The 25,130-nt window shown below is 63.9% G+C and carries 27 protein-coding genes; 21 read left to right on the plus strand and 6 right to left on the minus strand.

Annotated elements, in window-relative coordinates:
• Both AMS69_RS19135 and AMS69_RS19140 read left to right on the plus strand, forming a co-directional pair.
• A partial coding sequence (locus AMS69_RS19135; protein WP_155120013.1) for a heavy metal translocating P-type ATPase occupies positions 1–1,560 on the plus strand: 1,560 nt, incomplete at its 5' end.
• Positions 1,561–1,611: 51 nt separating this feature from the next.
• Positions 1,612–3,366 carry an ABC1 kinase family protein gene (locus AMS69_RS19140; RefSeq protein WP_053969627.1) on the plus strand — a complete coding sequence of 585 codons (1,755 nt, stop codon included), beginning with the start codon at positions 1,612–1,614 and terminating at the stop codon, positions 3,364–3,366.
• 28 nt (positions 3,367–3,394) lie between these two features.
• Here AMS69_RS19140 and AMS69_RS19145 read toward each other — a convergent pair whose 3' ends face one another.
• Positions 3,395–4,921, minus strand: coding sequence for a cryptochrome/photolyase family protein (locus AMS69_RS19145; protein WP_053969628.1), 1,527 nt, complete (start codon positions 4,919–4,921; stop codon positions 3,395–3,397).
• A 344-nt stretch (positions 4,922–5,265) separates the two neighbouring features.
• On the opposite strand from AMS69_RS19145, the gene AMS69_RS19150 reads away from it, so the two are divergent.
• Positions 5,266–6,288 (plus strand): sensor histidine kinase, encoded by a 1,023-nt coding sequence (locus tag AMS69_RS19150; protein ID WP_053969629.1) that lies wholly within the window; start codon positions 5,266–5,268, stop codon positions 6,286–6,288.
• Positions 6,289–6,301: 13 nt separating this feature from the next.
• Here the strand turns inward: AMS69_RS19150 and AMS69_RS19155 are convergent, their stop codons facing one another.
• Positions 6,302–6,736, minus strand: a complete 435-nt coding sequence (locus AMS69_RS19155) for an SRPBCC family protein (protein ID WP_053969630.1) — start codon at positions 6,734–6,736, stop codon at positions 6,302–6,304.
• 60 nt (positions 6,737–6,796) lie between these two features.
• Here AMS69_RS19155 and AMS69_RS19160 point away from each other — a divergent pair, with 60 nt between their 5' ends.
• The 5 genes from AMS69_RS19160 to AMS69_RS19180 are packed head-to-tail and all read left to right on the plus strand — an operon-like array spanning position 6,797 to position 12,033.
• Positions 6,797–7,699 (plus strand): ABC transporter ATP-binding protein, encoded by a 903-nt coding sequence (locus AMS69_RS19160; protein WP_053969631.1) that lies wholly within the window; start codon positions 6,797–6,799, stop codon positions 7,697–7,699.
• Positions 7,700–9,580, plus strand: a complete 1,881-nt coding sequence (locus AMS69_RS19165) for an ABC transporter permease (protein WP_053969632.1) — start codon at positions 7,700–7,702, stop codon at positions 9,578–9,580.
• Positions 9,573–10,661, plus strand: coding sequence for an ABC transporter permease (locus AMS69_RS19170; RefSeq protein ID WP_053969633.1), 1,089 nt, complete (start codon positions 9,573–9,575; stop codon positions 10,659–10,661). Before AMS69_RS19165 ends, AMS69_RS19170 begins: the two co-directional genes overlap by 8 nt.
• Before the next feature lie 43 nt (positions 10,662–10,704).
• Positions 10,705–11,682 carry an aldo/keto reductase gene (locus tag AMS69_RS19175; protein WP_053969634.1) on the plus strand — a complete coding sequence of 326 codons (978 nt, stop codon included), beginning with the start codon at positions 10,705–10,707 and terminating at the stop codon, positions 11,680–11,682.
• 57 nt (positions 11,683–11,739) lie between these two features.
• Positions 11,740–12,033, plus strand: a complete 294-nt coding sequence (locus tag AMS69_RS19180) for a hypothetical protein (RefSeq protein WP_053969635.1) — start codon at positions 11,740–11,742, stop codon at positions 12,031–12,033.
• A 7-nt stretch (positions 12,034–12,040) separates the two neighbouring features.
• On the opposite strand, the gene AMS69_RS19185 is transcribed toward AMS69_RS19180, so the two are convergent.
• Positions 12,041–12,541: a macro domain-containing protein gene (locus tag AMS69_RS19185; RefSeq protein ID WP_053969636.1), complete on the minus strand. Its 501-nt coding sequence runs from the start codon at positions 12,539–12,541 to the stop codon at positions 12,041–12,043.
• Positions 12,542–12,660: 119 nt separating this feature from the next.
• On the opposite strand from AMS69_RS19185, the gene AMS69_RS19190 reads away from it, so the two are divergent.
• The 11 genes from AMS69_RS19190 (at position 12,661) to AMS69_RS19230 (ending at position 19,801) form a co-directional block, all read left to right on the plus strand.
• The gene (locus AMS69_RS19190) at positions 12,661–13,365 is read left to right on the plus strand and encodes a YqjF family protein (protein ID WP_053969637.1); all 705 of its coding nucleotides are present in this window, start codon (positions 12,661–12,663) and stop codon (positions 13,363–13,365) included.
• Positions 13,366–13,386: 21 nt separating this feature from the next.
• Positions 13,387–14,061: a DUF2071 domain-containing protein gene (locus AMS69_RS19195; protein ID WP_053969638.1), complete on the plus strand. Its 675-nt coding sequence runs from the start codon at positions 13,387–13,389 to the stop codon at positions 14,059–14,061.
• A gap of 80 nt (positions 14,062–14,141) precedes the next feature.
• Positions 14,142–15,527, plus strand: a complete 1,386-nt coding sequence (locus AMS69_RS19200) for a response regulator (protein WP_053969639.1) — start codon at positions 14,142–14,144, stop codon at positions 15,525–15,527.
• 36 nt (positions 15,528–15,563) lie between these two features.
• Positions 15,564–16,358 (plus strand): HAD-IIA family hydrolase, encoded by a 795-nt coding sequence (locus tag AMS69_RS19205; protein WP_053969640.1) that lies wholly within the window; start codon positions 15,564–15,566, stop codon positions 16,356–16,358.
• 66 nt (positions 16,359–16,424) lie between these two features.
• On the plus strand, positions 16,425–17,015 hold the full coding sequence (locus tag AMS69_RS19210; RefSeq protein WP_053969641.1) for a DJ-1/PfpI family protein: 591 nt from the start codon (positions 16,425–16,427) through the stop codon (positions 17,013–17,015).
• Between the two features lie 227 nt (positions 17,016–17,242).
• A complete protein-coding gene (locus tag AMS69_RS19215; protein ID WP_053969642.1) occupies positions 17,243–17,467 on the plus strand; it encodes a zinc ribbon domain-containing protein in 225 nt (74 codons plus the stop codon).
• 2 nt (positions 17,468–17,469) lie between these two features.
• Entirely contained in the window at positions 17,470–17,640 is a 171-nt protein-coding gene (locus AMS69_RS20800; RefSeq protein WP_170083660.1) for a hypothetical protein, read from the plus strand.
• A 159-nt stretch (positions 17,641–17,799) separates the two neighbouring features.
• The gene (locus AMS69_RS19220; RefSeq protein WP_004515677.1) at positions 17,800–18,048 is read left to right on the plus strand and encodes an MTH865 family protein; all 249 of its coding nucleotides are present in this window, start codon (positions 17,800–17,802) and stop codon (positions 18,046–18,048) included.
• A gap of 126 nt (positions 18,049–18,174) precedes the next feature.
• Positions 18,175–18,324: a hypothetical protein gene (locus AMS69_RS20805; protein ID WP_170083661.1), complete on the plus strand. Its 150-nt coding sequence runs from the start codon at positions 18,175–18,177 to the stop codon at positions 18,322–18,324.
• Between the two features lie 80 nt (positions 18,325–18,404).
• Positions 18,405–19,097: a metal-dependent transcriptional regulator gene (locus tag AMS69_RS19225; RefSeq protein ID WP_053969643.1), complete on the plus strand. Its 693-nt coding sequence runs from the start codon at positions 18,405–18,407 to the stop codon at positions 19,095–19,097.
• Entirely contained in the window at positions 19,094–19,801 is a 708-nt protein-coding gene (locus AMS69_RS19230) for a TMEM165/GDT1 family protein (RefSeq protein WP_053969644.1), read from the plus strand. The genes AMS69_RS19225 and AMS69_RS19230 overlap by 4 nt, the downstream gene beginning before the upstream one ends.
• A gap of 44 nt (positions 19,802–19,845) precedes the next feature.
• Here AMS69_RS19230 and AMS69_RS19235 read toward each other — a convergent pair whose 3' ends face one another.
• Genes AMS69_RS19235 through AMS69_RS19245 form a run of 3 tightly spaced genes read right to left on the minus strand, consistent with a single transcriptional unit; the run spans position 19,846 to position 22,708 of the window.
• A complete protein-coding gene (locus AMS69_RS19235; RefSeq protein WP_053969645.1) occupies positions 19,846–20,820 on the minus strand; it encodes a metal ABC transporter permease in 975 nt (324 codons plus the stop codon).
• Positions 20,817–21,614: a metal ABC transporter ATP-binding protein gene (locus AMS69_RS19240; protein WP_202904587.1), complete on the minus strand. Its 798-nt coding sequence runs from the start codon at positions 21,612–21,614 to the stop codon at positions 20,817–20,819. The genes AMS69_RS19235 and AMS69_RS19240 overlap by 4 nt, the downstream gene beginning before the upstream one ends.
• Positions 21,615–21,622: 8 nt before the next feature.
• Entirely contained in the window at positions 21,623–22,708 is a 1,086-nt protein-coding gene (locus AMS69_RS19245) for a metal ABC transporter substrate-binding protein (protein WP_053969647.1), read from the minus strand.
• A 154-nt stretch (positions 22,709–22,862) separates the two neighbouring features.
• On the opposite strand from AMS69_RS19245, the gene AMS69_RS19250 reads away from it, so the two are divergent.
• Both AMS69_RS19250 and AMS69_RS19255 read left to right on the plus strand, forming a co-directional pair.
• On the plus strand, positions 22,863–23,453 hold the full coding sequence (locus AMS69_RS19250) for a winged helix-turn-helix transcriptional regulator (RefSeq protein ID WP_053969648.1): 591 nt from the start codon (positions 22,863–22,865) through the stop codon (positions 23,451–23,453).
• Positions 23,454–23,580: 127 nt separating this feature from the next.
• Positions 23,581–25,130 (plus strand): heavy metal translocating P-type ATPase (locus tag AMS69_RS19255; RefSeq protein ID WP_155120014.1); only part of this gene is annotated, 1,550 nt, incomplete at its 3' end.

A 25,130-nucleotide genomic window follows, 5' to 3' on the forward strand; every position in this document is an offset into this window, starting at 1 on the left:
GTCGACGAGTCGATGGTGACCGGCGAGTCCGTCCCGGTCGAGAAAGGCGAGGGCGACGAGGTCATCGGCTCGACGGTGAACCAGAACGGCGTCCTCGAAATCGAGGCGACGAAGGTCGGCTCGGAGACGGCCATCCAGCAGATAGCCGAGCGGGTCCGGCAGGCCCAGTCCCGCCAGCCAGACATCCAGAACGTCGCCGACCGCATCTCGGCGTACTTCGTCCCGGCGGTCATCGCCAACGCCGTCCTCTGGGCGGTGCTGTGGGTGGTCGCGCCGGAGACGCTGGCCGCCGTCGTCGACGCGCTCCCGCTGTGGGGGCTGGCCGCGGGCGGTCCGGCCGGCGTCGGCGTGAGCGAGTTCGCCGTCGTCGTGTTCGCGTCTGCCGTCCTGATCGCCTGTCCCTGTGCGCTGGGGCTCGCGACCCCCGCCGCGACGATGGTCGGGACAGCTATCGGCGCGCGTAACGGCGTCCTGTTCAAGGGCGGCGACGTACTCGAACGCGTCCACGAGGTCGACACCGTCGTCTTCGACAAGACAGGGACGCTGACGCAAGGCGAGATGGAACTCACGGACGTGGAAGTCGTCGGTCCCGCCGCGGACGGCGGGACGCTCAAGCCCGACTACGAAGTCTCCGAAGAGTTCGTCCTCGAAGTCGCCGCCAGCGCCGAGCGCGCCAGCGAGCATCCGCTGGCCGAGGCCATCGTCGAGGGCGCACGCGAGCGCGGCATCGAGGTGGAGGACCCCGACGACTTCGAGAACGTCCCCGGTCAGGGCGTGAAAGCGACGACGCGCCACGGCCGCGTCCTCGTCGGCAACCGGAAACTGCTGTCCGAGGCCGGCGTCGACACCGCGCCGGCGGAGGAGCGGATGGACGCGCTGGAACGCGAGGGCAAGACGGCAATGCTGGTCGCGCTGGCTGACGAGGCCGAAGAAGACAGCGACGGTGACCCGGACTACCGCCTCATCGGCATCGTCGCCGACGCCGACACGGTCAAGGACTCAGCGACGGCCGCCGTGAGCGGCCTGCGAGAGCGGGGGCTTGGCGTCTGGCTCATCACCGGCGATAACGAGCGGACCGCCCGCGCAGTCGCCGAGGAAGTCGGCATCGACCCCGACAACGTGATGGCCGACGTACTCCCCGAAGACAAGGCCGACGCCGTCGACGACCTCCAGAGCGACGGCGACCAGGCGATGATGGTCGGCGACGGCGTCAACGACGCGCCCGCGCTGGCGGCCGCGAGCGTCGGCTGTGCCATCGGTTCCGGGACCGACGTGGCAATCGAGGCCGGCGACGTGACGCTACTCCGGGACGACCCCGCCGACGTGGTGAAGGCCATCCGGATCTCCGAGGCCACGCTCCAGAAGATCAAGCAGAACCTGTTCTGGGCGCTGGGGTACAACACGGTGATGATTCCGCTGGCCTCGCTGGGACTCCTTCAGCCAGTGCTCGCCGCCGCCGCGATGGCCGCCTCGTCCGTGTCCGTTCTCGCGAACAGCCTCGCATTCCGCCGGTACACGCCGGATGCGGCGTACCGGCTCTTGAGCTTCCTCCGGCGCTGACAGGGACCGTCTCCAGCAGACTCATTTGTCGCCGGGTCTCATCTACGAACAGTGACTGCTGAGGAGCGTGTCGTCGACGAGCCGACGGGAGAGACAGTGTCACAGCCGGGCGGCATCGGCGTCAGGCTCCGGGCGCTCTGGCGGGCGCTCGTCATCGTCTGGCAGTTCGTCCCGCTGCTCTGGCAGTGGGGCCGTGACCGCAAGCGGTTTCTCCTGTTCGGTCGGTCCCGGTCGGTGACGCCCGAGACACGGCTGCGGCGCGCGCGCTACCTGAAAGACACTTTCGTCGACCTCGGCCCGGCGTTCATCAAGCTCGGGCAGATGCTGTCGACCCGACCCGACGCCCTGCCGCGGGCGTACGTCGACGTGCTCTCGGAACTGCAAGACAACGTCCCGCCGGACGCGTGGGCGACCATCGAACCCGTCATCGAACGGGAACTGGACGACGACATCGACGCGCTGTTCGAGGACTTTGACACCACAGCGATTTCCGGGGCCTCGCTGGGGCAGGTGTACGAGGCCCGCGTCGACGACCAGCGGGTCGCGGTGAAAGTGCTTCGACCCAACATCAGGACGCGCGTCGAGTCGGACCTGCGCGTGCTATCGACGCTGCTGCCGGTACTCACCTACGGCGCGGACCCGGGCCAGGCGTTCACGCTGGAGAACCTCACCGAGGAGTTCGCAACCACGGTCCGCAGGGAGATGGACTACGGCCACGAGGCGCGGATGCTCCGAGAGATCGGCGACAACTTCGCAAACGACGACGATGTCGCAATCCCGGACGTCGTCGAGAGCCACTCGACGGACCGCGTGCTGACGATGACGTATCTCGACGGGGTGAAAATCGACGACGTGGAGCGGCTGGACGAACTGGGAATCGACCGCCCGGCGCTGGTCCGCCGGCTGGAGGAGGTGTACATCCAGATGATCGTCGAGGACGGCCTCTTTCACGCCGACCCCCATCCCGGAAATCTGGCGGTCCAGCCAGACGGGACGCTCGTCTTCTACGATTTCGGGATGACCGGTTACCTCGGGCCCGGGACGCGGGACCAGCTCCTCGACTTCTACGTCGGCCTGGCGTCCGACGACGTAGACCGCGTGATGGACGCCTTCGTGGCGATGGGGGCGCTGGACCCGATGGCCGACCGGGACGTGATGCGGGAGGCCTTCGACATCGTCATTGAGCAGTTCCGCGGCGAGGACATCAGCGAGTACCGAATCGAGCAACTGGTCGGTCAGTTCGAGACGCAACTGTACGAGTTCCCGATGCGCCTGCCACAGGACCTCGCGCTGGTGGTCCGCGTAACGACGGTACTCGAAGGCGTCTGTCGAACGCTCGACCCCGAGTTCGACTTCATCGAGATCATCTCGGAGTACGTCATGGAGCGAGGCGCTGGGGACGACATCCGGGAGCGGGTGAAAACAGAGCTACAGGACGCGGTGACATCATCGACCCGGTCGGCAGTGCGGACAGCGCCGAAGGTAGAGGACACACTTGACAGAGTCGAGCGCGAAGAGTTACTCGTCAAAACCGTCCTCGAAGACTCCGACGGACTGAGCCGGGTGCTCGCAAAGCGGCTCCTGCTCGGTATCGTCGCCAGCGCCGGCGTGCCGGTGAGTGCCTACCTCTACACCGTGAGCGGGCTTCAGCCCGCAGTCCTCGCACTGGGCGGGAGCGCAGCGGTGGTCGGAGTGCTCGCGTGGTCGTTCCGCCGGAGTCGCGGACCGGCGCTGTCGTCACCGCAGTTCACCCGCCACGAAATGCGACAGCGGCAGGCGACTGACGGCACAGAGGCAGAAGAGTAGCCGAACCGCTGTTACGACGCAGCGGCGCTCAGAGTTCGCCCTCGGCCGCCATGTCCCGAATTTCCGCGGCGCGCTCGTGGATCTCCGTGAGTTCCTCGTCGCTTTTGTTGTCGACGTGGCTATACATCAGCCCCATCCGGTGGTTCGACCGGAGCGTGTCCTCGTTGCGGTCGAGGAAGTCCCAGTACAGCGCGTTGAACGGGCAGGCCCCGTCGCCGGTGGTCTTCGTCTTGTAATACGGACAGCCCGAACAGTAGTCGCTCATCTTGTCCACGTAGTTCGCCGACGAGGCGTAGGGTTTCGTGGCGAACACGCCCGCGCCGTACAGCCCCATCTCGACCACGTTCGGGGTCGTCACCCAGTGGAAGGCGTCGACGTAGCCGGCGTGGAACCACCGGTTCAGCTGCGCCGGCTCGACGCCGTAGATAAGCCCGAAGTTGGCGAGAATCATCAGCCGCTCGATGTGGTGGGAGTAGCCCCGCTCCCGGACCCCGTCGACCACGTCGGAGAGACAGGCCATGTCGGTGTCACCGTCCCAGTAGAAATCCGGCAGGGCCTCGCTCGCGCCGAGCTGGTTCGCCTCGCTCAGGTCCGGCATCTCCCGGCGGTAGACGTGCCGGAGGAACTCACGCCAGCCCAGCACCTGCCGGACGAACCCCTCGACGCTGTTCAGCGGCGCGTCGCCGTCCTCGTAGGCGGCGATTGCGCGTTCGATGACCTCGTCAGGGCCGAGGAGTCCCAGATTGAGCGACGTGGAAAGCAGGCTGTGGCTCATCGCCCACTCGTCGTCCAGCATCGCGTCCTGATACGGCCCGAACTCCGGCAGTCGGTTCGTGACGAAGTGGTCCAGCGCGCGGACGGCCTGCCGACGAGTGACCGGCCAGCGAAACGGCTCCGGGTCAGCCCAGTCTCCGCCGTAGGGCCGTTCGTCGTAGCTTCCCTCGAAGGTCGTTTCGACCCACTCGACGACATCCCGGGTCACGTCGTCGGGTTCGAACTGCGGGGGGGCCGTCGGGGTCCACTCGTCGGGCGGCGTCTCACGGTTCTGGTCGTCGTAGTTCCACTCGCCGCCGACGGGGTCACCGTTCGCCATCAGGTAGCCCGTCTCACGGCGCATGAACCGATAGAAGTCCTCGTGACGGTAGCGACCGTCACTGCACCAGCCGTCGAACTGCGACGGTGAGCAGAGGAAGCGTTCGTCGGCGACAAACTCGACGGTTCCGCCGGCATCGGCCACCAGCGATTCGAGACGCGACTGTGCAGCCCCAGTCTGTGGTCGGTGGGTGACGAGCGTGTCGTCAGGGGTGGCTTCGAAATGTGCTGCCAGTCCGTCCTCGAAGGTCTCTGCTTGCTGGTAGCGGACCGGTCGGCCGTCGGCCCGCAGTTCGTCGCGGAAGTGCCGCATCGCGCTGAACAGCAGAATCAGCTTGTGTGGGTGGTACGGTAGCTTGCGAGCGAACGCCTCCGATTCTATCAGAAGCACTGGTTCGTCAGGCCGTCGAGCGACGGGACCGGACCGCCGGACGAGGTGGTCACCGCGAAGCCAGACAGTCATCGACAAACAGACACTCCCATTGGTTCCAATACGGGCCTGTAGCAGCATCAATCCCCGTCCGAACTGTGTTGGTATAGTAACTCTCGGGAAGCACAGACCACGTTAGCAGTTCGGTGGACGGCAGCGCGTGGGACTCGACACACGCCTGTTCCGTTGGCCAGTAACAGTAAATTCCCACCCAACAAATCGATGCGGAAGTGACAGACCCAGATCGTCGCTCAGATCGCCTGCCAGCCATTATTCAGGCAGTTGGATGGGGCCTCCTGCTTGGAATCGTCGGCAATTACTTTTATTTTTCTGACGCTGGGCTTCCAGCCGTTCTCACGGCCGATTTCGTAGTCAGTATGCTGGCAGTCGTCCCGTTTGCCGCGGTGATTATCGTCGGGGGGTTCTGGCTGGGGAACTCAGAACTCACCTTGTCACGGTATCAACGGATCGGGGTTTGGTTTGCCGGTGGGCTTAGCAGTTTCCTGTTATTGAACCTCCTGATGATGCAGACTTGGTCGACCGGGTCGCTACGGTGGAATATCGGATGGGCACTGTTTGCGGTTGCTGTCGGCGGCTCCGGCGGTCTGGTCGCGGGCATCTTTGAAGCGCGGGCGATTTCACGAGCCGTCGAGGCCGAGCGACAGCGGCTTCGTCGGGAGGCTGTCGAGCAGCGCAACGAACGCCTCGACGAGTTCGCGGCCGTTGTAGCACACGACCTCCGGAACCCGCTCAGCGTCGCGTCCGGTCAGCTCGAACTCGAACGAATGGACCGCGACTCGGAACACCTAGAAACGGCTGCGACAGCGCTGGACCGGATGGAAACGCTCATCGACCGGACGCTGACACTGGCCCGAAGCGGACACGTCATCAGCGAGACGGAGCCCGTTGATCTCGGAGAGCTGGTCGATAGCTGCTGGGAGGCAGTGCCGACGGGGGATGCGACGCTAGCGAACGAAGTAACAGCCGTCATCGACGCCGACCCGGATCGGCTCCGTCACCTGTTCGAGAACCTGTTTCGCAACGCCGTGGATCATGGCTCCACGGGCAGTCTGAAGTCCGACGATACCCTCGGACGTGGCAGTGCTGACCTGACAATTCGTGTTGGCGAGCTATCTGGTGGGTTTTACGTCGCCGACGACGGCTCCGGAATTCCACCCGAAAAGCGTGATGCGGTGCTCGACGACGGCTATACTTCTACCGACGGTGAAGGCGGGCTGGGGCTGGCAATCGTCCAGCGTATCGTCGAAGCCCACGGCTGGGAAATCGGCGTGACCGAAAGCGACGGGGGCGGGACGCGCTTCGAGATTACGGACATCACGAGGACGGACGACCCGGAGGAAGACACTTACACGCCCTCGAAGACGCCAGTACAGGCCTGAGGGGCGGCCCCGCCTACGCCTCGCGTTGCTTTCCCAGCGCGGCGATCCGCTGGCACGCTCGGGCACATACCGGGGCGTAGCCGGTCGCCAGCGGCGGGATCTCGAACCCGACAACGGCAGAGCTATCGGCCCGTTTTTCCGCGAAGTGTCCGGTCGCCGGGAGTCGTGCGACGGTCCACGTCCAGCGGTACGGTACACACGCCGTCACCTCGAACGGGAGCCACACCGCGTCGGCGACGCGAACGCGACCGGTCGTCCCCGCGGTGATGTACCGGTCCGCTGTCTCGACGGCCGTGACAGACGGCCCCCAGTCTGCCCAGCAGTCGGTGTCAGTCAGCACATCCCACACAGTGTCGACCGACGCATCGACATCGTGCCGGACGAGCAGGCGTCGGCCGTCCGGTGTTCGTTCGAGTGAGACGCTGCTCGCGCCGAGTTCGAGTGCCATTATCAGAAGCAATAGGCCGGAGCCAAGGTATAGGTTAGTTCACTCACAACCAATCGCCAGATGATTGACGCCCGTGATATTCGAAAGGAGTACGGCGGTTTCGTCGCTGTACAGGGCAGTTCGTTTTCGGTCGACCGCGGCGAGGTGTTCGGTATCATCGGGCCGAACGGGGCCGGCAAGACGACGACGCTGAAGATGCTCGCAGGCCTGTTAGAGCCGACGAGCGGCTCGGCCGAGATAGCGGGCCTCGACACCGAGACCGCGGAGATGCGCCAACAACTGGGCTTTCTGCCCGAGGAGTCGCCGCTGTACGAGGAGATGACACCGATCTCCTACCTGCAGTTCTTCGCCGATCTCTACGACGTAAATCCGGACGTGGCCGAAGAACGGATGCACGACACGCTTGACGAACTCGAACTCGAACACCGCGACCGGAAGCTCGGCGACATGTCCAAGGGGATGAAACGGAAGGTCGCCATCGCCCGCTCGCTCATCAACGACCCCGACGTGCTCATCTACGACGAGCCGGCATCGGGACTGGACCCGCTGACGACGAACTACGTCATCGAGTTCACCGAGCAGTTGGCAAAGGAGGGCAAAACCATCGTCTTCTCTGCACACAATCTCTTTCACGTCGAATCTATCTGCGACCGGGTCGTCATCATGAACGAGGGCGAAATCGTCGCCCGCGGCGACCTCGACGAACTTCAGGCCGAGTACGGTCACACGCGATATCACGTCTATACGACTGTCGACGTGCCTGGCGGGGTGCAGGAAAACGGGTCGTACAAGCGGGTGGTCGAGAGCATGGACGCTGTCGAAGCGACGCGCGAACAGGCAGAAGAAAACGGCGGCGCCGTAGTCGACATACGAACGGAGGAGTCCAGCCTTGAGGAGGTGTTCCTCAACGTCGCCGAGGCCGGAACCCGCGGCACGCGGTACGTCGAGGAGGACGCGGAGTAGATGCAACTGGATAAACTCCTGCGCGTCGCGAAGTGGGAGGTGACAAAAAACGCCGGCGGCGTCGACAAGCGGACCATCGTCGTGATGGCGCTGTCCCTCATTGCAATGGGCGCGGTCGCCGCGATAGCCGTCAGTGGCGGTGCTGGTGCGGGAATGGACGACGGCATCTACCGGATCGGCGTCGGCGAGAGCAGCCCGTATTACGGCGTTGCGGCCGATGATCCGACGTTCGATATCCGAGAGCCGGACCCCGCTGCCGTCGAGCGACGACAGCAGGAACTCCTGTATCGGGGGACCCAGCTCCAGAGCGTTCCACGGACGGCCAAAGAGCGGGCGGCGCTGGCCGAACTCCGCGACAGTACGGCGCAGTACAACGACCGAACACTCGCCCGGGACGACAACCAGACCGCCGCGTTTCCCGTTTCTGTGACACTCATCTACGAGCAGCAGTCGGGGAGTAGTCAGTTTGATCCCCGAAGCGGCGGCAACGGTGGCGAGTCGGGCACCGAGTCCTCGGACAGCGATAGGACGGGCACTGGCGGCAGTGGTGACGGTTCAGGTACGAGCGGCACTGGCGGCTCAACGGCAAGTGGCGTCGGTACCGGCGGAACCACCGGGGGCAGCGGGGCGAACCTCGGCGCTATCGGCGCACGACTGACCGGCGACGTGCAGGGCGGCACCCCCTCTGATATCTCGCCGCCGTTCCCCTTCGAGTCGCTCGTGCTTGCCTTCCTCTACATCGTGCCGATGAACTTCGTCATCCAGGCCTACGGCTCGTCGATGCTCTCGGAACGGTTGAACCGCCGCGGTGAACTCCTGCTGGTGACGCCAGCCTCGCGGGGCGACATCATCGGCGGCAAGACGCTCCCGTACCTTGCGGGCGCTGTCGGTGTAGCGGCGCTCATCACCGCGGCGCTACGGTTCGGGAACATCGCGCCGGCGGGGAGTTACGTCGCGGTGCTTGCGGTGGTCCCGCTCGTCGTTCTCTTCCTCTCGGCGACGTTCTGCGGGGCGATGTTCGCCCGCTCGTTCAAGGAACTGACCTTCGTGACGGTGACAATCACGGTGACGCTGACCTCCTACGCGTTCGTGCCGGCTATCTTCACCGACGTGACGCCGATTGCGCTCATCTCGCCGCTGACGCTCGTCGTGCTGGACCTCACCGGCCAGCCGGTCGGGCTCTCGTCGTTTGTCTTCTCGACGGCCCCACCGCTTTTGACCGGGCTGGTCCTGTTCGGTCTGGGGGCTGGTCTCTACCGGGAGGAGGACATGTTCACTCAGCGACCGATTCCGCTGAAGGTACTCGATGCGCTGGCCGGCGGTATCAGCACTCGCCGGAGCGCGCTGAAGATGAGCGTCGTTCTGTTGCCGCTGGTCATCGTCGGCGAACTGGCAGCCATCGCGTTCCTGTTTGTCCTCGATTCGGTGTCGCTGAACGTCTTCGGGACGAACCAGTCGCTCGGCATCGTACTCGTACTCGGCGTCATCGTCGTCATCGAGGAGGTGGCCAAGAGCCTGCACGTCTACGCCGGCTACGAGCACGCCCGCTACGAGCGGACGCTCCGGTCGGCGCTCGGCATCGGTGCACTCTCCGGACTCGGCTTCTTCATCGGGGAGAAAGGGCTGCTTATCGCACGGCTGTCCGACTTAGAGAGCCTACCTATCGGCGAAGCCGCGCTACAGGGCGCAACGCTGCCTGCCGGCCTGCCGCTGTGGGTCGCGGGCCTGTTGTTCCTGCTCCCACTGGCGCTGCACACGGTGACAGCGGCCATCTCGTCGGTCGGCGCGAGCCGCGGGCGACGGGCCTACGTCGCTGCCCTGACTGTGGCTATCGTCGTCCACTTCGCCTACAACTTCACGGTGGTGAGTACCCTTGTCTGAAGACCGCCCGGTCTGGCGCGACCCGCGAATCGTCATCGCTCGGCGGGACATCCGGTCGCTGTCCCGCGAGAAGACCATCGTGCTGGCGTTGCTCATTCAACTATTCGTCGCAGGGTTCTCCTCGTTCCTCGTCGTCGGCCTCACATCGCTGTACGACCCGAGCTCGGTCGCAGCCGGCGAGGTGGAGATGGCCGTCACCGGCGATGCTCGGGAGGAACTTGTGGCCGCGGCCGCTGAACAAGACGGGACCACAGTGACCGCCTTCGAAAACGGGACCGCCGCACAGCGGGCGTTCGACCAGCGCCGGGTAGACGCGATACTGCGTGGTGATTACGTGCCGTCGGCGCGCGGGCCGGGGGAGCGGATAGCGGTCACGGCTAGTGTGCCGGAAGGGAGCATCCGGTCGACGCTCATCGTCGTCGAAGTGCGCCGGGTCCTCAGCGCCCTAGAGCGACAGGAGCGCCTGGAGCGGACGCCGTATCTCAACCAGCCGCCTGTGCCGCTCCCGGACACCGTCAGCGCGAGCCAGTACTTCGGGTTCACCTACACCATCCTGATTCCGTTGCTCCTGTTCCTGCCGCCGTTCATCAGCGGTTCGGTGGCCGTCGACACCGTCACCGAGGAACTCGAACGCGGGACGATGGAACTACTCCGCGTGGCCCCGGTGTCGCTGCTCGACATCATCGACGGGAAAGCCCTCGGAATGGTGTTGCTTGCTCCTGCACAGGCGCTCCTGTGGCTCGCGTTGCTGTCGACGAACGGTATCGCCGTCTCGAACCCGGCAGCGATTCTGCTGTTTATCACCGCCGTCACCGCCGTCGTCGTGACGCTCGGCGTCGTGCTGGGAATCACGCTCCAGAACCGTCGCCCGGCGCAGTTGCTGTTCTCGGTGCTCACACTCGTCCTCTTTGGCGGGGCCGTCGTCCTCCCGGAACACCCGGCAACGACGGTGGCGAAGCTTGCGGTGGATAGTCCGACCTTACTGACCTACGGCCACGTCGGCGGGGCGGTTGTGCTGGCGGTTGCCGGCTACGCCGTGGCCAGGCTGTACGTCGGACGGATTGCGGCAGAGGCACTGTAACCGACGGCGAACCTTTTTCGCCAGCGCGACCGCGAACCCGAGCATGGAGTACACGACACTCGGGTCGACTGGCATGGAGGTCAGCCGGCTCTGTCTGGGCTGTATGAGCTTCGGAACCCCGGAGTGGCGCGACTGGGTACTCGACGAGGCGGAGAGCCGCGAGGTCATCGAGCGGGCCATCGACCTCGGCATCAACTTCTTCGATACGGCCAATATGTATTCGATGGGCGAGTCCGAGCGCGTTCTCGGAACTGTCCTCGACGACTACGACCGCGACGGGCAGGTCGTGGCGACGAAGGGGTACTTCCAGATGGACGAGGACGACCCCAACTCCGGCGGGCTCTCACGGAAGGCCATCGGGCAGGAACTGTCGAACTCGCTGTCCCGGCTCGGGATGGACACCGTCGACCTCTACCAGATTCACCGCTGGGACTACGACACGCCCATCGAGCAGACGCTCCGGGCGCTGGACGACGCGGTCCGGCGGGGACAGGCGCGGCACGTCGGCGCGTCGTCGATGTGGACCCACCAGTTCACGGATGCGCTCCGGACGAGCGAGCGCGAGGGGCTGGAGCGGTTCGAGACGATGCAGAACCACTACAATCTACTGTACCGCGAGGAGGAGCGCGAGATGCTGCCGCTGTGTGAGAAGGAAAACGTCGGCGTCATGCCGTGGAGCCCGCTGGCCCGTGGGTATCTCACCCGGCCGCACGAGCAGGTCGAGGAGACGGTCCGGGGCGAGACGGACGACTACGCTCGTGAACACCCCTACTTCGAGGGTAACGGCCGCGAAATCAACGAACGCGTGCAGGAACTGGCCGACGAGTACGACGCCTCGATGGCACAGATCGCGCTGGCCTGGGTGCTCGATAAGGAGTGGGTCGACGCACCGATTGTCGGGACGAGCAGCCTCGAACACCTCGAAGAGGCAGTCGCGGCGCTGGAGATCGACCTCACGCCGAGTGACGTAGAGTGGCTGGAAGACCCCTACGAGCCAGTTCGGGTGTCAGGTCACGAGTAAGCCGCCGAAACGGTTAACACGCTGTATGATGAATCGCTAGGTTGAGGAAAGGTAACAATGACCAATGCCCGGGGGCCGAGCAACGAGGCGTTCGAGGAGCCGACGGGCGGTGACGCCTGCGTTTGTCCGATACGGAACGCGATCGAACACTACGTGACCGGGATACTGGGACTTGCCGCGACGCTCATCGTCGGTGTGCAAGCGTATCCGTGGCTCCAGTCCACCGCTGGCACCACGTCATATCTCGGCTCGACATGGCTGGTGTTTAGTTTCGCTGCGATATGGCTCGTCTGCTGGATTGCACTGGAACTCGCCTGGGAGTGGCGTGCCGGGCGGATACACCTGCTGTAGCGGACAGTCAGCCGCGAACGTCGGCCGCAACCCGTTGCATTGTCGCAAAATCGTCGTCGGAGTAAGCGATGAGTCGCACGTCTGTCAGAGAGTCAGGCTGGTACTCGTCGATAACAGTGCAGATACTTCTGATACCCGCCTCGAAGTCGAACCCGGCGATGCCACAACCGATGGCCGGAAGGATAACCGATTCGCAGTCCAGTGCGTCAGCCTCCGCCAGTGCGTTTCGGGTTGCGCTCCGGATGCTTTCGGCGGTTGACTGGCCGCCCGGCGGCATCGCGGCGGCGTGGATGACGTACTCGGCGTCGAGGTCGTAGGCGTCGGTCGTGGCGACACCGCCGAGGTCGACTGGGCCTTTCGCGACGGCCTCGTCGTTCAGGCCCGACCCGGCGGCGCGCTTGAGCGCCCCGGCGACGCCGGAGCCCATCCGCAGACTCGTGTTCGCTGCGTTGACCAGTGCGTCCGCCGACTGTGTAGCGATGTCGCCCTGGATTACCTCGAACTCCATGCGCGACGCTGGGAGCGGCACTGACAAAGTTTTAGCGCCGGCGTGATCGATCCCCTGTATTGGTGCCTGTCACCGCGCCCCACGACAGCCAAAAACCCGTCTGGTCCCTACAGAGAGACATGGACCTGCTGACGATGACGTGGCGGGACGTGGGGTTCATGCACTGGCCGGTCGAGCCCGACAGCGTCCAGACGACACTGCCGGATAAGCTCGATGTCGACACGTACGACGGGCAGGCATGGCTCAGCGTGGTCCCGTTCCAGATGGCAGACATCAGACCGCGAGGCAGTCCGATTGGGCGATCTTTCGGCGAGCTGAATCTCCGGACCTACGTGGTCGCCGACGGGACGCCGGGGGTGTACTTCTACAACCTCGACGCCGACGACCGCCTCAGCGTCACGCTGGCACGGCAGCTGTTCCAGTTGTCCTACTACCGGGCGTCGATGCAGGTCCGGACCGACGGCGACAGCGTCGAGTTCCGGAGCCGTCGGACCAGTTCGCGCGCGCCGCCGGCGGATTTCCACGCCACATACGAGCCGACCGAACCGCCGGCGACGCCCGAACCAGGCTCGGTGGAGTCGTTCCTGGTGGAGCGGTACCGCTTTTATGCCGCGAGTGACGACGGGACAGTGTATTACGCCGATATCGACCACGAGCCGTGGCCACTCCAAAGAGGACAGGCAGATATTCGGACGAACGGCCTGTTCGCCGCGTCGGGCTTTGAGAGGCCCGACGGCGACCCGCTCGTCCACTACTGCGCCGAAATTCCAGTGACTGCGGGTCGGCTCCACCGGCTCGACAGGGCTGCCCAGTACACTGATTAGCGTGTCGGCCCCAATGGGTATGTGGTCGCCCTCCGTCCGCTACAGGTCACGCTTGATGACGTCTGCTTCTGTCACTGGCCGGTCTCCGAGGCAGCGGTACGAGCGGCGGTCCCCGACTGGCTCACCGTCGAGACAGCCGACGGCGACGCCTGGGTGTCAGCCGTCGCGGCGACCGTTACCCGCGTCGAAACGTTCGGCATCGAGGTCGCCGGACCGTCGGAGTTGCTCACGGTTCGAACTTACGTTCGCGGCCCGACCGGCCAGCGCGGGGTCTGTGTGCTCGGGCTATTCGGTGACGACAGACGGACAGCGACAGCGGTTTCGGAACTATTTCGCATTACCGTTGGTGATGCCGTCCCGCGGACGCTCTCAACGGCTGACCGTCGCCGGGTTCTTGACGCCGGAGACAGGCGGCTGTTCGAATGCCGGTACACAGTCGGTGGTGACCCAGTGGCGATCCCGCCGGACTCGCTGGCCTCCTTCCTCGTCGACCGGCAGCGATATTTTACGACCGGGCGCTTCGGGACACACCTCGTTGGCAGCGTCGGTCACGACCCGTGGCGACTCGACCGCGTTGACGCCACTGTGATTGGATCTGTCCTCTCACTGGTTGGTGTATCGTCCCCTAACTCGGACCCGCTAGTCCATCACAGCCCGGCGCTTCGAGTGTCGATTGCCCTCCCGGTACCGCCATAGCCGGAATCTGCGGGCAACCTGACTCCCTTGAAATATAAGTACGGACAGGCCGTTGGGGGGACAAGGACCCTGCCGCCTATATGACAGCTGAAACTAATATACGAACGCTTGTTGTTGATGACAGCGATTTTTTCGCGGAGATGACCGCCGATACGCTCACGCAACAACACGACATCGAGTCCGTTGCTGCAAACAGCGCCATGGAAGCGCTGGAACGACTTGACGGGGGCGGGTTTGACTGCGTCGTCAGTGACTACGAAATGCCCGAAATGGACGGGCTGGAGCTGCTCGAAGCAATCAGAGAAACGAACCCGTCTATCCCGTTCATTTTGCTGACCGGGCGTGGAGACGAAGAGACGGCGAGCGCGGCTATCGCGGCGGGCGTCGCCGACTACCTGTTGAAACTGGAAGTCGTCGAAGACAAGCAGTACGGTCGGCTAGCGAACCGAATCGAGAACGTTGTTTCACAGGAGCGGACCCGCAAGAAGTTCGAATCGCTTGTGTCGGACTCGCCGGACGGTATCGTCCACCTGACGACTGACGGGACCATCCTCTCAGCGAACCCTTCGATGGCACGCAGACTGGGTGGCGACCCCGACACGCTCGTCGGCAAGCAACTGAGCGACGTGATGGACAGCGAGGCGGCCACCCAGCGTCTCGAAGCCGGGAAAAGCACAGTCAAAAACGGGACTGCGACGCGCTCAGAGGACGCCGTCGGGGGACGACATTACCACAACCAGTACATCCCTGTCGACAGCCACCGCAAGGCGGATACCTTCCAGTTGGTTTCACGCGATATCACGGAACGCGTCGAACGCCAGCGCGAGCTGGAACGCCAGAACGAGCGACTCGAAGAGTTCGCCAGCGTCGTCAGCCACGACCTGCGGAACCCGCTGAACGTTGCTCAGGGCGCGGTCGACCTGCTTGAGGAGCCCGCCGATAGCGAGGAAGCCGAACTGGTCGCGAAGATCGACCGGTCGCTGGACCGGATGGGCTGTATCATCGAGGACGTGCTCACGCTGGCGCGGCAAGGCCAGACGGTCAGTGACCCACAGGAAACAGAGCTGTCGACGCTTGCGTCGACCGCGTGGACATGGATCGAGGCTGAGCAGGCATCCATGTCGGTCGAGGCGAGCACGGAACTCAACGCCGACAGCGGGCGTGTACAGGACCTACTGGCGAATCTGTTCCGAAACGCCATCGAGCACAACGACGGCGACGTGGAAATCGAAGTCGGACTACTGGAGTCCGACGACGGGTTCTACATCGCAGACAACGGCGAAGGTGTCGAGGGCGACGCTGAGGACGTGTTCGAGATGGGCTACTCGTCGACGACGGACGGCACCGGGTTCGGCCTGGCTATCGTCGAACAGGTCGCTGAAGCCCACGGCTGGGAAGTGTCTCTGGCCGAGAGTGACAGCGGCGGGGCGCGGTTTGAAGTGGCAGGCGTCGAACTGCACGACTGAGACGGACTTTTCACTGCTGGGACCCGAGCAGTGGTAATGACAGTTGCGGGGGCTATCATCGACCTGGATGGAACGGTGTACCACGGAGACACGCTGTTGCCGGGCGCGGCGTCGGCAGTCGATACGTTCAGGCAGCATGGCCTGGGAATCTGCTTTTTTTCGAACAACCCTATCCACGACGGGAGCGAGTATGTCGAGCGGTTGCAGGGACTGGGCGTCGACGCCCGCGAGGGCGAGGCCTGTTCCTCCGGCGTCGTCACCCGCGAGTATCTCAACGGGTCTCACGCGGGTGACGACGTGTTCGTCATCGGGAGTGAGCCGCTCCACAGCATGGTCACGGAGACAGAGGCACGGCTGGCCGAGGACCCTGCCGAGACAGACGTGTTACTGGCCTCTTGGACGGACAGTTTCCACTACCGGGACATGGTCGACGCGCTCCGGGCCGTCGACGACGACACCGTCTTCCTCGGAACCGACCCGGACCGGACGTTCCCCGGTGAAGACGGTGACCCGGCTCCGGGCTCCGGGGCGATAATCAACGCCGTCGCTGGCGTCATCGAACGCGACCCGGACCGGATACTCGGGAAGCCTTCAGAGATTGCCGTCCAGGCGGCACTGGAGCGATTGGACTGTGCGCCAGCGGACTGTCTGGTCGTCGGGGACCGACTGGAGACGGACATCGCAATGGGCGAGCGCAACGAGATGACGACCGTTCTCGTCCGGACCGGCGTGTCCAACGACCGGTCGCTGGAACGGAGTGCTGTGACACCCGACTATGTCATCGACTCGCTGGCGGATATTGAGGGCGTTCTGGCGTCGCTCGACGTATGACACGGAATTGGTAATTCACCTGCGAATTTATTTTGACTGCGATCGTAACCTTCAGTGGTGTTTCCAATGGGCAAAGACATCCTCATGATCGCCGGCGATTTCGGCGAAGACTACGAAATAATGGTGCCGTTTCAGGCGCTACAGATGGTCGGCCACGAGGTCGACGCAGTGTGTCCCGACAAAGCGGCCGAAGAGACGATTAAAACAGCGATACACGACTTTCGCGGCGATCAGACCTACATGGAGTCCCGCGGCCACGACTTCGTCCTCAACGCGACGATGGCCGATGTGAATCCCAGCGACTACGACGCGCTCGTCGTCCCCGGCGGTCGCGCCCCCGAGTATCTCCGGACCTACGACGCGGTGCTGGACGCCGTACGGCACTTCTTCGAGGAGGACAAGCCCGTCGCGGCGCTGTGTCACGGGCCACAGATTCTCGCCGCCGCCGGCGTGCTGGACGGGTACAAGATGACGTCCTATCCGGCCTGTCGCGCAGAGTGTGAGGCCGCCGGGTGTTCGTGGGTCGACGAAGTGGTCACCGACGGCAACCTCGTCACCGGGCAGGCCTGGCCCGACCATCCCGAGTGGCTCGCGCAGTTCATGGCCCTGCTCGGGGACGACGTGTCCCACGGCGAGCCAATCCCCGCCGACGACTGAGACAGCACAGGAGTAGACGGATTCATAACAAACAAATAACGTGGCCGTTTTCCTCCGTTGAGGCGGGTGGGTACTGGCATAGTGCACCATTACGTTCGCCCGCCTCGTTTTCCACAGGTGTAACATATAACAGATTCTAGTAACGAACTGCGCTCACTAAGAAGGGGCCGAGTGCGTGTCACAGTGGCACCAGATTTGTTATGCTGGGGAGAGAACAGCCGCGTGCAATGCCCTCCGACACACATTCCACTGATGACCGCGGGTGCCCGAAGTGCGGCCACACCGGCACTGACGTGGGTAGCATCTCGACCACCGGCGGCGGCCTCTCGAAGATGTTCGACATCCAGACGAACCAGTTCCAAGTCGTCACGTGTACGAACTGCGGCTACTCTGAACTATACCGTGACACCGGATCCGCTGGCAGTGACCTGGCGGATATCTTCCTCGGGTGACGATGGCCGCCGTAAGCGGACTGTTCGTCGTGGTCGTGTTACTCGCGCTGATTGCACCGCTGGCCCTGTACGCGCTGGTCAGAAGCGAACACGACCAGCGGGTCGAGACGGACCGGGAGACTGCCGAACGGCTTGCCCGCCGCGATACGAACGACGAGGGTCGAACCCGGTGAGTGGCCCGGGGCCGTCTCGCCGACCGCAAGCGGGAGTCGTTCACACAGTGAGACGGCACCACGATGGTCAGAACGGCGCAGGATTCGAATAAACTCAAAACAATGGGAAAGTGTACCGATGTCGAACCTTTTATCATAACACTCGCACAACGTCCGACCATGGTTGACAAAGAAGACCTCCGGTCACAGTTCGTTGATGCGTTCGAGGAAGCAGACTACCCGATTTCCAGTCCGATGGACCTCGTTCCGGCACTTCCGGGCGGTCCGTCGACGAAGTTCGAGTCCGGTGACTTCTCGATGACAGCGATGGAACTGAACACGAAACTCAACGGGGAATTCCCGTACGAGAGTGTCGACGACTTCGTCGACGACGTCATGGCCTCGCTCGAAGATCAGGACCTCATCTAAGCAGCCCACACTGACTCCGACCGCGGTACCGGTTTCGCGCCACAACTCACAGGATTGCCGAGAGCGAGTCGGTCGCCGTCTCCGCGTACCCTTGAGGTTTATCAGGGCAACGTCCCTATTCAGGGTATGGTCGGCTTGTCGGGGATCGAGACGCTCGTTCGGACGTTCGGACCGTTTCTCATCCCCGCGACGCTGTTCGTTCTGGGTGCCATCGGCTATCTATTCCTGTGGCTCCTGACCCGGAACCGGCGAGAAACGTACGCCGCCGACGAGTGACAGCAGGCGGCCGGACGTGGATAGTGCGCCCGATTGTTGGAACCGCCAATCTTTTGCGTTAGATTCGTCTAATTTGGTGTATGCTGAGTGCCAAGATGGAGGATTATCTGAAGGCCATCTATCGCCTCGAGCGGGACGGCGACCCGCCGATTGCTCCGTCTACTATCGCCGAGATGCTGGACGTGACCGCCCCGACCGTCACCAGTATGGTGGAAAAACTGGCCGACCGCGGGCTGATCGAACGCGAGAAGTACAAGGGTGTCCAGACAACCCCGGAAGGTGAGACGGTCGCCCTGGAGATCATCCGCCATCACCGCCTGCTCGAGACGTTTCTCACCGAGCAGTTGGGGTACGACTGGGCCGAGGTTCACGAGGAAGCGGAGGTGCTCGAACACCACATCAGCGAGGAGTTCGAACGCCGAGTTGCGGCGGTCCTCGACGAACCGAAGTTCGACCCCCACGGGGACCCGATTCCCAGCGACTCGCTCGACCCCCTCGAAGACGAGTCCGCGACGGCGCTGTCAGAGCACAGCGAAGGCGGGCGACTCGAAGTCGCACGTGTCCGGGACCGCGACCCCGACGAACTCACGTATCTCTCCGACGCCGGCATCACGCCGGGGACCGTGTTGACAGTCGAGGAAGTCGCGCCCATCGGGATGGTGACGGTCCAGCTAGAGAGCGGGTCGTCAGTGTCGCTTCCGGACCATATCGCCGATGCGATTCAGGTCCGCGCACCGGAGACGCAGGGCGAGGACGGAGTGAGCCAGGCGTGAGCGACGCGACGTGGCTGACAGTGGTCGCGATAGCAGCCGGTGCGCAGCTAGCGGTCCTCCCCGGCGAGAAAGTCCAGTTCATCATCGCCGGCCTGTCGACGCGGTTCAATCCGTTCCTCGTCGTCAGCGCCGCGGGCACCGCCTTCGCCGGCTGGACGGCACTGGAAATCTGGTTCGGCTCCGCAATCACGGCGGTACTACCCGGTATCGTTCTCGAAAGCCTCACCGCGGGGATGTTCCTGCTGTTTGCGATACTGCTGCTCCGCAGTGCCCCGGCAGCCGACGCAGAGCAACAGGAACCCGCGTCCGGTTTCACCACTGACGGCGGACAGCTAGACGTTCGCGTTCCCGTCGTCGACTGGCAAGTGCCCAACAAGCTCGGCGGCTTCCTGCCCATCTTCGCGATGATGGCCTTCGGCGAGTTCGGGGACAAGACCCAGCTCATCACCATCACGCTTGCCGCCCAGTACAGCGCCCACGCCAGCGCTATCTGGACCGGAGAGATGCTCGCCATCATTCCAGTGAGCCTCGTCAACGCGCTGTTTTTCCACCGTTTCACCCACCGTTTCGACCTGCGGAAAGCACACTTCCTCGGCGCAGGGCTGTTCCTGTTTTTCGCCGCGGACTTCGCCCTGAGCGTGACGATGGGGTTCTCGCTGTGGGAAACGATAGTCTCGGCCATCGCGGCGCAGGTGGGCGTCTGAGAAGCGCCGCGTCATTTCGGATGCGGCCCTGCTGGTGAGTGGTCTCAGTCCTGACTGATGCTGTCGAGATCCCGATTTTTATCCGGAGCGCCCCTCTGTCGGGCTTTCCCGGCAAGGACTGAGAGGACGTAGATCCCCACTGCGACGAGAACAATGACGCCGCCGGCTGTCGCACCGACGTAGTACGAGATACCGATGCCGAGCAGGACGGCGAGTTCGGCCAGCACAATCGAGACCAGCAGCGATTCCGAGAAGCTCCGGGACACCTGCGTCGCGCCGGCGACCGGGACGACGAGCATGGCCGCGACGAGGATGACGCCCATGATCTGCATCGCACCGACGACGACGAGCGCCGTCAGCATCACCATAATCCGGTTGTACCAGGCGACCGGCAGTCCGGAGACGGCGGCAGCGGTTTCGTCAAACGTGACGTACAGTAATTGGTTTCTGGTGATCCCGACCGTTGCGACGATGACGCTGAACAGCCCGAGCATGATGACCGCGTTCTCGGCAGACACCGTCGAGAGGTTACCGAAGAGGTACTGATTGATGCCCACGGCCAGCCCGCCGGCGTTGAGGCTGATGAGGACCGTGCCAAGCGCGAACCCCGTCGAGAGGACAATCGCCATCGACACGTCGTTGTAGGCGTCGGTCGCCTCGGAGATGAGTTCGATGAGCAGCGCCGCGATAACGGCCACGACGACAGCGGTGAGATACGGCGAAACGCTCAGTTCAAGGACAGCGTTGAGGAACAGCCCGACTGCGACGCCGGCGAAGGCTGTGTGTGCGAGTGCGTCCCCGATGAGGGCGAGCTGGCGGTGGACGAGAAAAGTCCCGATCAACGGCGCGATGACGCCGACACACAGCCCGACCAGTATCGCCCGGTACATGAACGTGTACTCGGGGTTGATTAGCTCCAATCCGGTCAGGTGGTAGAGCAGTGCCAGAAGCCAGTACCACGCTTCGAGGACCGGAAGGAACGCCTCGTAGACGCCGCCGGCCGCAAACGCGAGCGTCATCGGTTGCCTCCGGTCAGCGACTGCGCACCCGTTCCGAACGCTCTGGCCAGCGCCGCACTGTCGGTAAATTCCGCCGATGGCCCGTCGAAGTAGACCTCCCGGTTCAGACAGATGACGCGCTCCGCGTGGTCGATGACGGCCTGCAGGTCGTGTTCGATAAGCAGGACGGTGATGCCGTCGGCGTGGAGCGATTCGAGCAGTCCGTAGAAGGCGTCGACCGATTCGGTGTCCACGCCGACGGTCGGTTCGTCCAGCACGAGCAGGTCAGCCTCACCCGCGAGCGCCCGGGCGATGAACGCACGCTGGCGCTGCCCGCCTGAGAGCTGGGTGATTCGCCGGTCGGCAAAGGCCGACATCCCGACTGTATCGATGGCCCTGTCGACGATACGCCAGTCGGCCGCGGAGAGACGACCGAACCCGACGTGTGGGAACCGGCCCATCTTCACCACTTCGCGGACCGTGATTGGCATCTCCCGGCTCGCCCCGGCGCGCTGTGCGACGTAGCCGACTTTGGCTCCGTCGTCAAACGCCGTCGCGTCGACGCCGAACAGCTTTGCAGTCCCGCTATCAGGCTCCAGTAGGCCGAGCAGCAACTGCATGAGCGTCGACTTGCCGGACCCGTTGGGGCCGACAACGGCGACGTACTCTCCGGCGTCGATGCTGACAGTGATGTCTTCAACGACAGGCGTGGACGTGTACCCGAACGACACGTCTGTGAGTTCGACGACTGCTGGCCTGCTCTCGTTTGATTCGGTCGTTGCTTCGTCGGTATCGTTTCGGTGGTGTGAGCGCATGGCCATCTTTACTCGAAGTTCCGCCACTTCTCGCTCCAGCCGTCGGGACCCGCGTCTTCAGGTGCCGTGTTGCCCAGAACGACCTCGAACGTCGGCATATTTATCTGGTAGGCGATTTCCTCGTATCCCCAGCCGTTTTCGACCCACTCCTCACGGACGCCAGCATATGGCGTCACCGGGTAGTAGGCTTCGACCGGTGTTTCGGCGAGTAGCTGCTTCGCTGGTTTGCGCGTCTCGAAGACACCGGCCCCGATGTACCGGATATCGTTGTCCTCGATGACCGCTTTCGCCTCAGTGATGTCAGAGGGCTTTACGTCACCGCTGGCAGCGAGGTTTACCACAAGCGGGCGCATCTCGACGCCGTAGCGCGTCCCGATGTACTGGAATGCGTTGTGCGCCGCGAGCTGGACCACGTTTCTGTCGGCCCGGTCGAAAATATCGGCGTAGTCCGCGTCGATGCGGTCGAGGACCTCAGAGTTGTACGTCTCGGCGTTGTCTCGGAGCGTGTCTTCGGCGTCCGGGGCGAGCGCGACCAGCCCCTCCGTGATGTTGTCGACCGACTGTTTCGCGCGCTGGGGGTCAAGCCAGAAATGCGGGTCGCTGGCTCTGTCCTGTCCGACGCCCTCTTCGTCGCGGTCGAGGCTCGCTGCGAGTGATTCGAGTTCGATACCCTCGCGGACGTTGATGAGTTCGGTATCGACGTTGTCGTCTTTGAGCGTTTGAATCGCGCGGTCGGCCCAGGGCTGGAAGTCCGGGCCGACGTGGATGAACGCGTCCGCGTCGATGATATCTCGCGTGATCCCGGCGTCCGGTTCCCAGCCGTGGCCGTGCAGTCCGGTCGGGATGAGGTTCTTGACCGTTATCGGCGTCCCGCGTGCGATATTGCGGGCGAAGTCGTAGAAGCTAAAGAACGACGCGACCGCAACGGGCCCGTCCGCACCGTCCGTCCCGCCGCTATCAGTCGATGCCGCTTCCCTCCCGCCGCCGGTCAGACAGCCGGCAAAGCCGGTCGCGAGGGCTCCCGCTCCGGCACCGAGTGCCTGCCTGCGGGTGACGCTATACGGCCGGTCGTCGCAGGGTTGGTTAGTTTCCATGTGTGGCTTGCTATCGAAGAAGAATATAATAGTTTCTATCTAACTACAATATTAGACTAGTCTAATCCGCTGAACTGTTCATGCCTGGGGTCCGCTCTGTGGCACAGACGCGGGTGGACGCAACACATAAACCGGCGCTGGAAGTTGGTCCGATATGCCCGGACTCGACGACACGGACCACGAGATCCTCCGACTGCTGCTCGAAGATGCCAGACGGCCCTACAGCGACATTGCCGAGCGAGTAGATCTCTCGGCCCCTGCAGTTTCCGACCGCGTCGACAGACTCGTCGAAATGGGCCTGATAGAGGGGTTTACCGTCGACATCGACCGTTCACTGCTACAGGCCGGCGTGCCGGTTCTGCTCGAAGTCACTGCGAAGCCGGGTCGGGCCGCCGACATCGCTACAGCGGCCAGCGACGCAGACGCCGTCGAGCGGGTCTATCGAACCGCCGGTGGCCGGGTAGTACTGGTAGCGAACGTCTCTCAGGCCGACGCGAGCGAACTCCTCGCCGAACATGTCGACCTCGGAGACGTGGAGCGCTACGAGGTCCGGATGATTGCGGACACCGAATGGACCGTCGGGCTAGGTGCGGCGGAGTTCGCGCCCGACTGCGCGGAGTGTGGCAACTCCGTCGACGAGGAGGGCGAACAGCGCACGCTCGACGGGGAGCGGTACTACTTCTGCTGTGGCTCCTGTGCCGAGCGGTTCGTCGACCAGTACGAATCGCTCAAAGAAGGAGCCTGAGCGCAATGCGAAGTTCAGAATAGTATCTTATCGGCTATTCGAGTTTGGTTCGAAAATATCAGCCGGGCCTGACCTTCGAATCAAAGGGACAAACCGCATGAATACGGGGGGCGTACAGTAAGACAAGATGAGCAACCGGACCACTCGGCTCGAACTAACGGGAATGAGCTGTGCCAACTGCGCGGGCACCATCGAAGAGTCGGTGGGCGAACTGGACGGGATTACATCCGTCGACGCAAACTACGCCACCGACGAGGGGAGCGTCGAGTACGACCCCGATGTGGTATCGCTAGCTGACATCGTCACGGCCGTACAGGACGCTGGCTACGGCGTGGCGACGGAGACAGTGACTATCGGCATCACCGATATGTCGTGTGCGAACTGCGCGGAGACCAACGAGGAGGCGCTGGAGGGGACCGCGGGCGTCATCGAAGCCAGCGTGAACTACGCTACCGATGAGGGCCAGGTCACCTACAACCCGGCCGACGTGTCGCGGTCGGACCTCTACGACGCTATCGAGTCCGCCGGCTACACGCCCGTAAGAGAGGGCAGTGGGGGTGCAAACGCCGACGACAGCGATGGCGGTGAGCAATCCGGCGCTGATCGCCGCGCCGCCGCGCGCAACGAGGAGACGCGTAGACAACTTCGGCTCACGCTGTTCGGAGCGGTTCTCTCGGCCCCGCTCTTGCTGTTCATGGCGGACCATCTGTTCTCGCTCGGACTCGTCCGCGAGACGGTTCTGGGAGTACCACAGGGCTGGGTCGCCTTCGCGCTGGCGACGCCGGTGCAGATACTGCTTGGCAAGCACTTCTACGAGAACTCCTACAAGGCGCTTGTCAACAACGGCCGGGCGAACATGGATGTCCTCATCGCGCTGGGGTCCTCGACGGCGTACATCTACTCAGTGGCCGCGCTGGCCGGGCTGATAGCGAGCACGGGGCTGTACTTCGATACGGCCGCGCTGATTCTCGTCTTCATCACGCTCGGGAACTACCTCGAAGCCCGGTCGAAAAGTCAGGCCGGGGCCGCCATCCAGCAACTGCTCGAGATGGAGGCCGACACGGCGACCGTCGTCCACGAGGACGGCAGCGAGGCGGAGATTCCCATCGACGAGGTGGGGGTCGGCGACCGACTGAAAGTCCGACCTGGCGAGAAGGTTCCGACGGACGGCGTCGTCGTCGACGGCGACTCGGCGGTCGACGAGTCGATGGTGACCGGCGAGTCCGTCCCGGTCGAGAAAGGCGAGGGCGACGAGGTCATCGGCTCGACGGTGAACCAGAACGGCGTCCTCGAAATCGAGGCGACGAAGGTCGGCTCGGAGACGGCCATCCAGCAGATAGCCGAGCGGGTCCGGCAGGCCCAGTCCCGCCAGCCAGACATCCAGAACGTCGCCGACCGCATCTCGGCGTACTTCGTCCCGGCGGTCATCGCCAACGCCGTCCTCTGGGCGGTGCTGTGGGTGGTCGCGCCGGAGACGCTGGCCGCCGTCGTCGACGCGCTCCCGCTGTGGGGGCTGGCCGCGGGCGGTCCGGCCGGCGTCGGCGTGAGCGAGTTCGCCGTCGTCGTGTTCGCGTCTGCCGTCCTGATCGCCTGTCCCTGTGCGCTGGGGCTCGCGACCCCCGCCGCGACGATGGTCGGGACAGCTATCGGCGCGCGTAACGGCGTCCTGTTCAAGGG

Origin of the sequence: Haloarcula rubripromontorii (genome assembly GCF_001280425.1) — an archaeon.
Lineage (GTDB): Archaea > Halobacteriota > Halobacteria > Halobacteriales > Haloarculaceae > Haloarcula > Haloarcula rubripromontorii.

Coding starts and splice junctions, on each gene's coding strand:
- AMS69_RS19190 (WP_053969637.1), top strand. CDS start 12,661: ATGGACCTGCTGACGATGACGTGGCGGGACGTGGGGTTCATGCACTGG.
- AMS69_RS19220 (WP_004515677.1), top strand. CDS start 17,800: ATGGTTGACAAAGAAGACCTCCGGTCACAGTTCGTTGATGCGTTCGAG.
- AMS69_RS19210 (WP_053969641.1), top strand. CDS start 16,425: ATGGGCAAAGACATCCTCATGATCGCCGGCGATTTCGGCGAAGACTAC.
- AMS69_RS19245 (WP_053969647.1), bottom strand. CDS start 22,708: ATGGAAACTAACCAACCCTGCGACGACCGGCCGTATAGCGTCACCCGC.
- AMS69_RS19150 (WP_053969629.1), top strand. CDS start 5,266: ATGCTGGCAGTCGTCCCGTTTGCCGCGGTGATTATCGTCGGGGGGTTC.
- AMS69_RS19185 (WP_053969636.1), bottom strand. CDS start 12,541: ATGGAGTTCGAGGTAATCCAGGGCGACATCGCTACACAGTCGGCGGAC.
- AMS69_RS19165 (WP_053969632.1), top strand. CDS start 7,700: ATGCAACTGGATAAACTCCTGCGCGTCGCGAAGTGGGAGGTGACAAAA.
- AMS69_RS20800 (WP_170083660.1), top strand. CDS start 17,470: ATGGCCGCCGTAAGCGGACTGTTCGTCGTGGTCGTGTTACTCGCGCTG.
- AMS69_RS19155 (WP_053969630.1), bottom strand. CDS start 6,736: ATGGCACTCGAACTCGGCGCGAGCAGCGTCTCACTCGAACGAACACCG.
- AMS69_RS19240 (WP_202904587.1), bottom strand. CDS start 21,614: ATGCGCTCACACCACCGAAACGATACCGACGAAGCAACGACCGAATCA.
- AMS69_RS19200 (WP_053969639.1), top strand. CDS start 14,142: ATGACAGCTGAAACTAATATACGAACGCTTGTTGTTGATGACAGCGAT.
- AMS69_RS19235 (WP_053969645.1), bottom strand. CDS start 20,820: ATGACGCTCGCGTTTGCGGCCGGCGGCGTCTACGAGGCGTTCCTTCCG.
- AMS69_RS19175 (WP_053969634.1), top strand. CDS start 10,705: ATGGAGTACACGACACTCGGGTCGACTGGCATGGAGGTCAGCCGGCTC.
- AMS69_RS19250 (WP_053969648.1), top strand. CDS start 22,863: ATGCCCGGACTCGACGACACGGACCACGAGATCCTCCGACTGCTGCTC.
- AMS69_RS19145 (WP_053969628.1), bottom strand. CDS start 4,921: ATGACTGTCTGGCTTCGCGGTGACCACCTCGTCCGGCGGTCCGGTCCC.
- AMS69_RS20805 (WP_170083661.1), top strand. CDS start 18,175: ATGGTCGGCTTGTCGGGGATCGAGACGCTCGTTCGGACGTTCGGACCG.
- AMS69_RS19205 (WP_053969640.1), top strand. CDS start 15,564: ATGACAGTTGCGGGGGCTATCATCGACCTGGATGGAACGGTGTACCAC.
- AMS69_RS19160 (WP_053969631.1), top strand. CDS start 6,797: ATGATTGACGCCCGTGATATTCGAAAGGAGTACGGCGGTTTCGTCGCT.
- AMS69_RS19215 (WP_053969642.1), top strand. CDS start 17,243: ATGCCCTCCGACACACATTCCACTGATGACCGCGGGTGCCCGAAGTGC.
- AMS69_RS19225 (WP_053969643.1), top strand. CDS start 18,405: ATGCTGAGTGCCAAGATGGAGGATTATCTGAAGGCCATCTATCGCCTC.
- AMS69_RS19180 (WP_053969635.1), top strand. CDS start 11,740: ATGACCAATGCCCGGGGGCCGAGCAACGAGGCGTTCGAGGAGCCGACG.